The sequence below is a fragment of the Kribbella sp. NBC_00889 genome (assembly GCF_045207705.1).
Lineage (GTDB): Bacteria > Actinomycetota > Actinomycetes > Propionibacteriales > Kribbellaceae > Kribbella.
In genome coordinates this window covers 4,486,003-4,497,828 of the sequence record NZ_CP108783.1, presented here as the reverse complement: position 1 = coordinate 4,497,828, position 11,826 = coordinate 4,486,003, and the positions used below count along the sequence as shown (strand labels likewise).

The 11,826-nt window shown below is 70.0% G+C and carries 10 protein-coding genes; 6 read left to right on the top strand and 4 right to left on the bottom strand.

The genetic code is table 11. From position 1 onward, the window contains the following. Positions 1-81 precede the first annotated feature (81 nt). On the bottom strand, positions 82-702 hold the full coding sequence (locus tag OG817_RS21695) for a hypothetical protein (protein ID WP_406057276.1): 621 nt from the start codon (positions 700-702) through the stop codon (positions 82-84). 350 nt (positions 703-1,052) lie between these two features. Then, entirely contained in the window at positions 1,053-1,979 is a 927-nt protein-coding gene (locus OG817_RS21690; RefSeq protein WP_406057274.1) for an ROK family protein, read from the bottom strand. A gap of 258 nt (positions 1,980-2,237) precedes the next feature. Between OG817_RS21690 and nagZ the strand changes: the two genes are divergently transcribed. Next, a complete protein-coding gene (gene nagZ / locus OG817_RS21685) occupies positions 2,238-3,719 on the top strand; it encodes a beta-N-acetylhexosaminidase (RefSeq protein ID WP_406057272.1) in 1,482 nt (493 codons plus the stop codon). Here nagZ and OG817_RS21680 read toward each other — a convergent pair. Beyond that, positions 3,706-4,905 (bottom strand): ROK family protein, encoded by a 1,200-nt coding sequence (locus tag OG817_RS21680; RefSeq protein WP_396397399.1) that lies wholly within the window; start codon positions 4,903-4,905, stop codon positions 3,706-3,708. The two genes, nagZ and OG817_RS21680, sit on opposite strands and share 14 nt — an antisense overlap. Before the next feature lie 112 nt (positions 4,906-5,017). Here OG817_RS21680 and OG817_RS21675 point away from each other — a divergent pair, with 112 nt between their 5' ends. The 5 genes from OG817_RS21675 (at position 5,018) to OG817_RS21655 (ending at position 11,258) form a co-directional block, all read left to right on the top strand. Beyond that, positions 5,018-6,649, top strand: a complete 1,632-nt coding sequence (locus OG817_RS21675) for a glycoside hydrolase family 13 protein (protein WP_406057270.1) — start codon at positions 5,018-5,020, stop codon at positions 6,647-6,649. Positions 6,650-6,667: 18 nt separating this feature from the next. Then, positions 6,668-7,801 (top strand): Nif3-like dinuclear metal center hexameric protein, encoded by a 1,134-nt coding sequence (locus OG817_RS21670; protein WP_406057268.1) that lies wholly within the window; start codon positions 6,668-6,670, stop codon positions 7,799-7,801. 62 nt (positions 7,802-7,863) lie between these two features. Beyond that, entirely contained in the window at positions 7,864-8,577 is a 714-nt protein-coding gene (locus OG817_RS21665) for a zinc ribbon domain-containing protein (RefSeq protein WP_406057267.1), read from the top strand. Positions 8,578-8,653: 76 nt separating this feature from the next. Continuing rightward, positions 8,654-9,778 carry a bifunctional RNase H/acid phosphatase gene (locus OG817_RS21660; RefSeq protein WP_406057265.1) on the top strand — a complete coding sequence of 375 codons (1,125 nt, stop codon included), beginning with the start codon at positions 8,654-8,656 and terminating at the stop codon, positions 9,776-9,778. Between the two features lie 43 nt (positions 9,779-9,821). Then, a complete protein-coding gene (locus tag OG817_RS21655; RefSeq protein ID WP_406057263.1) occupies positions 9,822-11,258 on the top strand; it encodes an RNB domain-containing ribonuclease in 1,437 nt (478 codons plus the stop codon). Here the strand turns inward: OG817_RS21655 and OG817_RS21650 are convergent. Further along, on the bottom strand, positions 11,247-11,813 hold the full coding sequence (locus OG817_RS21650) for a TetR/AcrR family transcriptional regulator (protein ID WP_406057261.1): 567 nt from the start codon (positions 11,811-11,813) through the stop codon (positions 11,247-11,249). The genes OG817_RS21655 and OG817_RS21650 overlap by 12 nt on opposite strands. Positions 11,814-11,826 lie beyond the last annotated feature (13 nt).

Genomic DNA, 11,826 nt, shown 5'->3' with positions numbered 1-11,826 from the left:
TGCACCGTGGACGGGGGTTGTCGGGGACAGCCCTCCCGCAGCCACCGGCCTCCGTCCGCGGTGCAGAACCCGCGACGATCCTCATCCCTCCTGAGGATCGATCGCACTCCTCGCCCGGCGGCGGAACAGCGATGAGGCGCTGATCACGCAGACGAGCAGGGAGTAGACCGCCAGCGCGGACCCGACGCTTCCGGTCGTCGGTCCGACGCTGCCGGCACCGGCTCCGTTCCCACCGGAGCCCATCCCGTCTCCGGCGGACCCGACCGCCACCACGGCGGTGACCACGATCAGAGCGATCAGTGGTCCGGTCCAGCCGAGCACACCCATCCGGAGCGCGTGGCCGTCGTCGGCCTGCGCCCCGATGGGTGGAGCCGACCCTGCCACGGCTGCGGCGGTCCCCGGGCCGGCGAGGGCCCGTCCGCGCAGCGAGCCGTGCAGGGCAGCGACGCCGCACGCGGCGGCGACGTTCATCAGTAGCAAGCGTCCGGCGACGTCCTCGAGCGCCGCGGCCCCCGGACCGACCGTGCGGTACACGATCGCGTACACGTCGACCGGCACAGTGACCGCGGCGGCCAGGACAGCGGCGACCTGGAACAGTCGCGGCCGTCCGACAGCTGTCCGCAGTACGTCGTACCTGGAAGTGGTCCGGACCAACAGCGCGGTGAAGAAGAGAGCGAAGAGGAGGAGCACCGCGACGTCCATCGGGGACCGAGTCTCTCTGGTCGAGCGTTGCCCTGGACAACGCTGGCGGACGTTGCTGACCTGACCTGCCTTGACACCGTGCTGTTCGCGAGGGCGGCGGAGAGTTTCCTCTCCGCCGCTCACGCGTTCGGCTGGTCCTGGCCCCCCATCGACCAACCGCTGCCGACCGGTCCAGGCCCCCTGACCAGTCTTGGATGACGTGCCCCCACCCCATCCATCCGTTGCATCGCGTGGGACGGCCCAGTCGTTACACAAATTCGGGCAATTGGGTTAAAACTGCGCAAAGGTGCGCATGAGACCCTGTTCCGCGCGTGCAGATGTGTGCGTGACGCGGGAGAGGTGTACGGCGGTCAGCCGACGGCGGCCCAGGCCTGATGGGCGGCACCGAGGAGGCCGGCGTTGTCGAGTTGGGCGGGCTCGACCGCCAGGTCGGTGATGAAGGGGAGTTGCGCGAGCCGCTTCACCCACGCCTGCACCGGGTCGAACAGCACCGGCCCCGCCTTCGACACCCCGCCCCCGATGACGACCGTGGTCAGATCGACCGTCACCGCCGTCGCGACGATCCCCGCGGCCAGCGCCTGCGCCCCGTCGTCGAACGCGGCCAGCGCGAGCTCGTCCCCGCCGGCCGCGTCGGCAGCGAGTACGGCGGCATCCGCGTCCTCGTTGATCCGCCAGCCGCGACGCTTGGCCCGGGCAACCATCCGCGGGCCGCTCGCGTACGCCTCCACGCATCCGTACGACCCGCACGCGCACGCCTCGCCGTCCAGGTCCACGACCATGTGGCCGATGTGCGCGGCGTTGCCTGACTGACCGATGACAGGCTTGCCGTCGACAACCAGTCCGCCGCCGACACCGGTCGACACCACGATCCCCAGGAGCGTGTCGGCGTCGCGTCCGGCGCCCGTCCAGAACTCACCCAGTGCGAAGCAGTGCCCGTCGACCCCGAGCGTCACGGGTACGTCGCCGACCAGCTCCCGGACCCGCTCGACCAGCGGGAAGTTCCGCCAGCCGGTGATGTTGACCGGTGACACCAGTCCGTGCTCCTGGTCCAGTGGCCCGGCCGAACCGATCCCGACCGCGACCGGCGTCGCGTCACCGCGAACCCGCTCGATCAGCTCGCCGAGCGCCGCGAACACCACGTCCGCGTCGCCGGGTGGAGTGAGGATCCGGTCCCCGGTGAGGATCTCACCGTCCGCAGACACGAGTGCGGCGGCCATCTTCGTGCCGCCGATGTCGATGCCCAGGACGGTGTCCTGCTTCACTGGTTCGTCACTCATGGTCCCCCCGTCAGTGCCGATGCAGGTGGTCAGGTCGGGAGACAACGTTATCCGTAGTCGGCCCGGACAGACAGGGGTCAATTGCAGGAATCCCCGCAAACCCGCAGGAAGGCGCCGGGTAAATGCCTTGACATAGCCTGACAACGATCGCCCTAGACCGCCGAGAAGGCGCTAATTATTAGCTGTCCGTGACGGCATCGGCCGGGCTCCGGCGGACGGGGGTGGCGGCGCGGACCTCGGGGAGGGGAGGGTAGGGGGATGAGTGATCAACTGGATCGTGATGCCGCCGGCGCGCTGATCGTCGGCTTCAGCGGGACCACCGCCCCCGACGAGTTGCGCCGCGCGGTCGCCGCCGGGCTCGGCGGCGTCATCCTGTTCACCCGCAACGTCGGCGACGCCGATCAGGTGGCCGCCCTGACCGCGTCGCTGCGGGCCGAGCGGCCCGACCTGATCATCGCGATCGATCACGAGGGCGGCGAGTTCAGCCACCTCGCGCCGGCCAACCCCTGGCCGCTGGCCTCACCGCGCGTACTCGGCGATCTCGACGACGTCGACCTGACCCGTGCGTCCGCCCGGGACGCCGCAGCGACGCTGGCGGGCCTCGGCATCGACCTGATGCTCGCGCCGTCGGTCGACGTGAACAGCAACCCGGCGAACCCGATCATCTCCACCCGCTCGTTCGGTACGACGGCCGACGTGGTCTCCCGGCACGGCGTCGCGTTCGTCGAGGGCGTCCACGAGGCCGGCATCGCCGCCTGCCCGAAGCACTTCCCGGGCCACGGCGACGTCGCGGTCGACTCCCACGTCGGCCTACCCAGCGTCGACCGCTCGATCGAGGAGGTCAACGCCGTCGAGCTCGCGCCGTTCCGGGCGACGATCGCCGCAGGCGCCGACGTGGTGATGAGCGCCCATATCGTCTTCTCCGCGTACGACGACCAGCCGGCCACCCTGTCGCGCCGGCTGCTGACCGGCCTGCTGCGGGAGGAACTCGGCTTCACCGGCGTGATCACCACCGACGCTCTGGAGATGCAGGCGATCACCAGGACCCGGTCGATCGAGGACGCCGCGGTCGCGTCGATCGGCGCCGGCGCCGACCTGGCCATGATCGCTGTCGGCTCCGCGGACCCGCGAGCCCTGACCGCCCGCGTGGTCGATGCCATTGGCAACGGAACGCTGGACGCCGAGCGCGTCGCCGACGCGGCCGCCCGGGGCCGTGCGCTGGCGGCAAGTCTGGCCCGGCGCACTCGGCAGCCCGGTCTCGACGGTGCCCCGATCCGCGAGGTCGCCGCGCGCGTGGTGGCCGGCCAGAACATCCCGTTGCTCGGCTCCGCGCCGTACGTCGTTGATCTGACGCAAGGGCTGCATCCGGCCTGGAACCCTTATTTCAGTGGGCTTCCCGAGGTCTTCGGCCGTGTCGCGCCGGGCTCGGACGGCGTCGTACTCCGCGGCGAGCATCGGCTCACCGACGCCGACTCGCCGGCCGGCGACGCGATCAAGACGGCGGCCGCGGCCGCCGCGGGCCGTCCGCTCGTCATCGCCGTCCAGGACGCCGGGCGTACGCCGTGGATGCGCGACGCGCTGACCTACTTGGTGGAAGGGCACAAGGACAGCGTCTTCGTACTCTGCACGGGCATCCCCGAGGACCGCGCCCTCGTCCCCGAAGGCATCCGCTCCGCCACCACCTCAGGCCGCAACGTCATCGTCCTCGAGGCAGTCGCGAAGTCGCTCACGCAGGCTTGAGGTTCAGATCCAGGGCATGTTGTTCGACGTAGTTGAGGGCGTGGCGGACGGCGCCGACGGAGACGATCGCGTCGCCGAGGGACGAGACGGCGACGCGAGGCGGCGTACTGGTGAAGCCGGCCAGGTGCCGCTCGATGTCGGGCAGCAACGCCGCGGCGGCCTGGGCGACCGCGCCGCCGAGGACGACGAGCTCGGGGTTGAACAGGATCCCGAGCGTCGCCACCACCCGGGCAGTCCGGCCGGCCACGTGCTGAAGGATGCCCAGGGCAACTTCATCGCCGGAGCCGGCGGCGGTGAAGACCTGTTCCGCGGTGATCGGGCCGTCACCGCCGAGCGTCCGCAGTACGGTGTCGATGGCCGGGTCGGCGACCGCCGCGGTGCCCCGATCGCGCGCGATCCGGGCGATGCCATGCGTGTCACCGACGCCCTCGACGAGCTTGAGGTAGACCATCTCGCCCGCACCACCACGACTGCCGTGCAGCAGCCGGCCCGAATCCATCAGGCCGGAACCGAACCGCTCACCGGCGAGCAGTACGGCGAGGTCGTCGACGTCACGCCCTTCGCCGCGCCACTGTTCCCCCAGCGCGGCGAGGTTGGCGTCGTTCTCGAGCCGCACCGGCCAGCCGTGCAACTCTGTCAGCCGCTTCGCCAGGCCGGCGTCGAACCGCCGCCAGAACTCGTCGTCGACCAGGATGTTCCCGTCGCGGTCGACCGGCGCCGCGACTCCGACTCCCGCAGCGAGCACCTGTGTGTCGCAGACTCCCGCGCTCGCCAGGGCTTCGACGATCGTCTCGTGCACGATCTCGGTCCGCTCACCGGCCGTCTTCACATCGGACACCGAGCGGCCGGCCTTGGCGACCGTCTCGCCGCGCAGGTCTGCGAGCAGCACCGTGGTCTTGGCGTCGCCGATGTCGATCCCGAGCACATACCCGCCTCGGCTGTTGAACTCGAACCGCCGTGACGGCCGGCCCACGGCGGTGTCGTCGCGGCCGGGGTCGAGCTCGACCACCCAGCCCATCGAGATGAGGTCGTTGCAGACCGCGTGCACGGTCGCCCGGGTCAGGCCGGTGGCCTGGATCAGACCGGTTCCCGTCATCACCCCCGCGTTCGAGAGCACGCCGAGGAGCTTGCCCGCGTTCACGCGGCGCAACAGCGGCGGCGTCGCCGTGGCTTGAGTCACTGCCATTCAAAGCCCCTTGACCAGCTCGAACATCCCGGCGCAGAATACTGCAGGATCTAAATTTAGACTCTATATTAACCAGTGACAACTATCTGCAGACGACTTCAGTGAGGCGCTGATGACGAGCAAGCAGTTGACGAACGATGCCGACTGGTGGCGGCAGGCGGTCGTCTACCAGATCTATCCGCGGAGCTTCGCCGACTCCGACGGCGACGGTCTCGGCGACCTGCAGGGCATCGTCAGCCGCGTGCCGTACCTCGAGACCCTCGGTATCGACGCTGTCTGGCTGAGCCCGTTCTACCCATCCGCGCTGGCCGACGGCGGGTACGACGTCGACGACTACCGCGCCGTGGACCCACGGCTCGGCACCCTGGCGGACTTCGACCAACTGGTCGACGCGCTACACGCGGCGAACATCAAGCTGATCGTCGACATCGTGCCGAACCACACCTCGGACCGGCATGCCTGGTTCACCGAGGCGCTGGCCGCGCCGAAGGGCTCGCCCGCGCGGGAGCGGTACATCTTCCGGGAGGGCGACGGCGACCAGCCGCCGTCGGACTGGGAATCGGTGTTCGGCGGCTCCGCCTGGGCGCGGACCGACGACGGCCAGTGGTACCTGCACATGTTCGCGGCTGAGCAACCGGATCTGAACTGGGAGCACCCGGAGGTTCGGGAGGACTTCCTCCAGACGCTGAGATTCTGGTCGGACCGTGGTGTCGACGGCTTCCGGGTGGACGTCGCGCACGCGCTGATGAAGGACCTGGCGGAGCCGATGCCGTCGCAGGCCGCGCTGCCTCGAGTGTCCGAGTCGTACGGTCTGCACCCGCTGTGGGACCGCGACGGCGTACACGACATCTACCGCGAGTGGCGGCAGGTCCTGAACGAGTACGACCCGCCCCGGTCCGCCGTGGCCGAGGCGTTCGTCCCGGCGTCGCGCCGCGCGCGGTACGCGAGAGCAGACGGGCTCGGGCAGGCGTTCAACTTCGACCTGCTGCAGGCCGACTGGGAGTACGACAAGTTCCGCCAGGTGATCGAGGAGAACCTCGCGCTGGCCGACCAGAACGGCTCGTCCTCGACCTGGGTGTTCTCGAACCACGACGTAGTCCGGCACGCGACCCGCTACGGCCTGCCGAAGGATCCGTCCGGACTGTGGCAGGACGGCAAGGCCTGGCTGCTGAGCAACGGCACCGAGCCGACCGTCGACGTGGAGCTGGGCTTGCGCCGAGCCCGCGCCGCGGTGCTGCTGATGCTGGCACTGCCCGGATCGGCGTACCTGTATCAGGGGGAGGAGCTCGGGCTGCAGGAGGTCGGCGAGCTGCCGGCGGCGAACCTGCAGGACCCGGCGTACTTCCGCTCCAAGGGTGCGGAGAAGGGCCGTGACGGGTGCCGGGTGCCGATCCCGTGGACCGTCGGTGGGTTGTCGTTCGGCTTCGGCTCGGGTGGGTCGCACCTGCTGCAGCCGAAGTGGTTCGGTGGGTACTCCGTCGAGGCGCAGGAGGGCGACGTCAGTTCGACGCTGAGCCTGTACCGCAAGGCCCTCGCAGTACGCCGGGGACTGCAGACGGGCAACTCGCTCACCTGGGTCGACGGCACCGACTGGGTCCTCCACTTCACCCGTCCCGGCGGCTGGCAATCGATCACCAACTTCGGTGCGGCGCCGGTCGAGCTGCCGGACGCCGCGGTCGTGCTGTCGAGTGGTCCGCTGGAAGGCGACAAGCTCCCGAGTGACACCACAGCCTGGCTGATCTGATGCGGCAGGATGGGGGCCGTGACTCCGACGCTTGCTGACGTGATCGCCGTACTCGACCGGCTCTACAACCCTGCCTGGGCGGAGTCCTGGGACGCGGTCGGTCTGGTCACAGGCGATCCGGAGCAGCAGGTACGACGGATCCTGTTCGCCGTCGACCCGATGCGCGCGGTGGTGGACGAGGCGATCGGAGGCGACTTCGATCTCCTCGTCACGCACCACCCGCTGTTGTTGCGCGGCGTGAACAGCGTGGCGGCAACGACGCCGAAGGGTCGGGTCGTGCACGACCTGATCCGGAGCGGTACGGCGTTGCACGTCTGCCACACCAACGCGGACAACGCGAACCCAGGCGTGAGCGACGCGCTGGCCGCGGCCCTGGGCCTACAGGACACGCGTCCGCTCAAGGCGATGCCGTCCGACCCGATGGACAAGCTGGTCGTGTTCGTGCCGGTCGACGAGACGCAAACCATGCTCGACGCCCTGGCGAAGGCGGGCGCCGGCCAGATCGGCGACTACGAGCGCGCCGCCTGGAGCGGCATCGGCGAAGGGACCTTCCGCCCGCTCGAGGGCGCGAACCCCACGATCGGGCAGGTCGGCGACATCGAGGTCGTGCCGGAGAACCGGCTCGAGCTGATTCTGCCGCGACACAAGCGGCGGGCTGTCGTCGAGGCGCTGAAGGCGGCGCACTCCTACGAGGAGCCGGCCTTCGACATCTACGAGCTGGCAGCACTGCCGAGCGAGCGCGGTGGCGGCCGCGTCGGCGCGCTCTCGGCACCGCTGCCACTGAGGGACTTCGCCCGGCTGGTCGCCGATCACCTCCCGCGCACTGAGCACGGCGTACGGGTGTCGGGGGACCCGGAGCGGACGATCGAGACGGTCGCCGTCGTCGGGGGAGCGGGGGACTCGGAGTTCGAGCGGGTCCGGGCCGCAGGCGTCGACGCGTACGTGACCGCCGATCTCCGGCATCACCCCGCGACCGAGGCACAGGCGTACGACGAAGGCCCGGCGCTGGTCGATGTCGCGCACTGGGCCAGCGAGTGGCCCTGGCTGCGCGACGCCGAACGACTCCTCCTCGAAGGGTTGGCAGCACAAGGCAGTACCGTGGACACTCACATCTCGACGCTCTGCACGGACGCCTGGACCCTGCGGTTCTGAGTGCAGCTGAAACACAACTGAAGGAGCCGACTCTGAACGCCGAGCCCGCCGTCCAACGCCGGTTGCTGGACCTGCAGGATCTCGACCTGCAGCTGGATCAGGTCGCGCACAAGCGCAAATCGCTGCCGGAGCACAAGGCACTTGCCGACCTGACCGCGGAGAAGTCCGTGGTCGACCGCGACCTGGTCACCGCCGACACCGAGGTCAGCGACCTGCAGCGCGAGCAGAAGAAGGCCGACAGCGACGTCGACCAGGTGCGGCAGCGCAAGGCACGCAACCAGCAGCGGCTGGACTCCGGTCAGGTCACGTCGGCCAAGGACCTGGAGAACCTGCAGCACGAGATCGGGTCGCTGGACCGGCGGATCTCCGACCTGGAGGACGCCGAGCTCGAGGTGATGGAGAAGCTGGAGGCCGCCGAGGCGGTCCAGCTCGATCTGCGCACCCGCGCCGAGGCGTTCGCCGGCCGGCAGTCCGAGCTGGAGACCAGCCGCGACGCCGCGCTGAAGGAGCTCGACGAGCAGCGTGCCGGGCTCGGCGACAAGCGCGCCGGGGTGGCGGCCGAGCTTCCGGATGCCCTGATCACGCAGTACCAGCGGCTCCGCGAGCACAACGGCGGAATCGGCGCCGCGCCGCTGGTCGGCAAGCGCTGCATGGGCTGCCGGATGGAGCTGGCGCCGTCCGACCTGAACCGCATCAAGACCGCCCCGGCGGACTCCGTACTGCGCTGTGAGGAGTGCGGACGGATCCTGGTCCGGACCGCGGAGAGCAGCGCATGAGCGAGCGGAGCGAGCTCATCGTCAAGCACAGTGCGTCTTGTGCCTCATCCGCGCCCGGAGCGAAGCGAGGACGTGGATGAGCTACCAGCACGTCATTGTCGAAGCCGATGGTGGGTCGCGCGGGAATCCGGGACCGGCGGCGTACGGCGCGCTGGTCCGGGATCCGGCGACCGGCGAGGTGATCGCGCAGGACGGCAAGACGCTGGGGATCGCGACCAACAACGTCGCCGAGTACTCCGGACTGATCGCGGGGCTCCAGTTGGCCGCGGAGTACGCGCCGGACGCCTCGATCGAGGTGCGGATGGACTCCAAGCTGGTGATCGAGCAGATGGCCGGCCGGTGGAAGATCAAGCACCCGGACCTGCAGCCGCTGGCGATCAAGGCGCAAGGCCTGGCGCCGTTCGGGACCGAGTGGACCTGGGTGCCCCGGGCCCAGAACTCCGCGGCCGACGCGCTGGCGAACAACGCGCTGGACGGCGTACCGATCCCGCTGAAGCCGGAGGCCGGCGGACCCGGGCCGGCGGCAGTCAAGGAACCGTCGGATCTCCAGAAAGCCTTGCAGGGTTGGGGTCCGCAAGCCGAGCCGCCGACGCAGCTCATCTTCCTGCGGCACGGCGAGACGCCGCACACCGTCGAGAAGCGGTTCTCGGGATCCGGCGGCGACGACCCCGCGCTCAGTGACACTGGTCGGGCGCAGGCCCAGGCCGCCGCCGAGTACCTGTCCCGGATCGGTGGTGTCGACGCTCTCGTGACTTCGCCGATGGTGCGGGCGCGGCAGACGGCCGACGCGGTCGCCGGCAAGCTCGGGCTCGAGCCGGTGGTGGACAACGGCTGGGTGGAGTGCTCGTTCGGCGACTGGGACGGGCACACGTTCGCCGAGGTGCAGCAGAAGTGGCCGGATGCGATGAACGCGTGGCTGGGCTCGACCTCTGTCGCGCCGCCCGGTGGCGAGTCGTTCGACGCGTGCGCGCGCCGGGCCCGGTCGGCGCGGGACGGACTGCTGACCCGCTACCCGGGCAAGACCGTTGTCGTCGTCACCCATGTCACGCCGATCAAACTGATGGTCCGGTCGGTGCTGCAGGCACCGATGGCGTCGGTGTTCCGGATGGAGCTGCGCCCCGCGACCATCACCGAGATCCACTGGTACGCCGACGGCCTCGCGTCACTCCGCTCCTTCAATGTGCAACCCTCGTTAGTCTGACCCCACGCACACGTCGTGCGCTGAGAAGGACGGAGGGCCCCACGTGCCGCTTCAGAGGGTTCACTTTGCCGAGGACGTGCCCGAGGTGTTCCGGGCGTCGCTGCAGGACATCCGGCGTGAGCTCGAGGTGCCGACGGAGTTCCCGGACGACGTGGTCGCGGCAGCACTGCACGCGGCGAAGAACCCGCGGCTGCCCGAGCTGGACCGGACCGATCTCGAGTTCGTCACGATCGATCCGCCGGACTCGATGGACCTCGACCAGGCCCTGCACATCGAGCGCACCGGCGACGGCTACACGGTTCACTACGCGATCGCCGACGTCGCCGCCTTCGTCCAGCCCGGCGACCCGATCGACCTCGAGGCACGCCGCCGCGGCGAGACGCTCTACGCGCCGGACAAGCGGACCCCGCTGCACCCGCCGGAGCTGTCCGAAGGCGCGGCGTCACTGCTGCCGGACGGAGTGCGTCCCGCGTTGCTGTGGACGATCACGGTCGACGCGACGGGCGAGGGGACCGGCGTCACCTGCGAGCGCGCGCTGGTGATGTCCCGGGCCAAGCTGAACTACGCCGGCGTGCAGAAGGACCTCGACGCCGGCAACGCGTCGGAGTCGCTGCAACTGCTTCGCGAGGTCGGGACACTGCGTGAGCAGCGTGAGCTCGAGCGCGGCGGAGTCAACCTGCCCATCCCGGACCAGGAGGTCGTCACCTCCAACCATGGTTGGGGTCTGGAGTTCCGCGCACCGCTGCCGGTCGAGGGCTGGAACGCGCAGATCTCGCTCCTCACCGGCATGGCCGCTGCCGAGCTGATGATGAAGGGCAAGATCGGCATCCTGCGGACGCTGCCCGAATCGCACGACAGCCTGCGCCACAAGCTCGAGCACACCGCCAAAGCGCTGGGGATCACCTGGCCGGACGGGACGTCGTACGCGCAGTTCATTCATGGGCTGCAGCCGAAGGTGCCGGCGCACGCGGCGATGCTGGCTGCCTGCACCGTGCTGTTCCGGGGCGCCGGGTACGTCGCGTTCGCGGGCGGTGTGCCGGAGCGGCCGCAGCATGCCGCGATGAAGGCGGAGTACGCGCACGTCACCGCGCCGCTGCGACGGCTGGTGGACCGGTGGACCGGCGAGATCTGTGTGGCGCTGTCCGCCGGCACCGAGGTGCCGGCCTGGGTGCGCGAGTCGATGGACGAGATCCCGAAGACGATGGACGAGGCGGACCGCCGGGCGAACGCGTACGAACGCTCGATCGTCAGCATGGTCGAGGCCGGTCTGGTGGCCGACCGGATCGGGACGGAGTTCGAGGGCGTGATCACCGACGTTGACGAGCGCGACACCACCCGCGGCGTCGTCGCCCTCTCCACGGTCGCGATCGAAGGCCGCGTCACCGGTAGCGTCCCCCTGCCGCTCGGTCAGGCGATCCGCGTGAAGCTGGTCGAGGCCGACATCGCCAAGCGCACCGTCGCCTTCGAGCTAGCCCCGTAGGTAGTCCTCGACGGCCGCTGTCGTGCGGTCCAGGTCTTCGGTCGCGAGCAGGTCGATGAGCGCGCCGCGCAGCAACGCGAGTACGCCGGTACGGCGTGCCTCCGCGGCCGGGCTACGGGGATCGGGCTGACTCCCCTTGAGCAGTTCGAGCCAGTCGTCGACGGTCGAGCGGCCGTAGTCCGCCCACGGGCCGTCCGGCGCGACCAGCGAACGCCCGTACGCCTCCACCCAGAACTTCATCAACGGCCGGCGCTCGGGCTCGGCCAGCCACGTCCACAGCTCTCGCGCGACCACGGTCAGGCCGGGTGGTTCGTCGTAGCTGGCCTCGATCTGGCGGAGTAGTTCGAGTTCGTCGACGCGGGCTCGGGCGAGCAGGGCGCGGATCAGGCCGTCCTTGCTGCCGAACAGGAACAGCAGCACCCGGGGGCTGGACTCGATCGCGGTGGCCAGCGGGCGCAGGGACAGGTCGGCCAGTCCGTGGCTGAGCGAGTAGGCGTAGGCGCGCTCCAGCAGTTCCTGCTGACGCGCGGAGGGGGCTGGCTTCGTCGACGGCACGGAGCTAGTATCA

Bases quoted from the DNA above. Each gene is read 5' to 3' on its own strand.
- OG817_RS21660 (WP_406057265.1), top strand. From the start codon at position 8,654: ATGAGCTACCAGCACGTCATTGTCGAAGCCGATGGTGGGTCGCGCGGG.
- OG817_RS21680 (WP_396397399.1), bottom strand. From the start codon at position 4,905: ATGGCAGTGACTCAAGCCACGGCGACGCCGCCGCTGTTGCGCCGCGTG.
- OG817_RS21695 (WP_406057276.1), bottom strand. From the start codon at position 702: ATGGACGTCGCGGTGCTCCTCCTCTTCGCTCTCTTCTTCACCGCGCTG.
- OG817_RS21690 (WP_406057274.1), bottom strand. From the start codon at position 1,979: ATGAGTGACGAACCAGTGAAGCAGGACACCGTCCTGGGCATCGACATC.
- OG817_RS21675 (WP_406057270.1), top strand. From the start codon at position 5,018: ATGACGAGCAAGCAGTTGACGAACGATGCCGACTGGTGGCGGCAGGCG.
- nagZ (WP_406057272.1), top strand. From the start codon at position 2,238: ATGAGTGATCAACTGGATCGTGATGCCGCCGGCGCGCTGATCGTCGGC.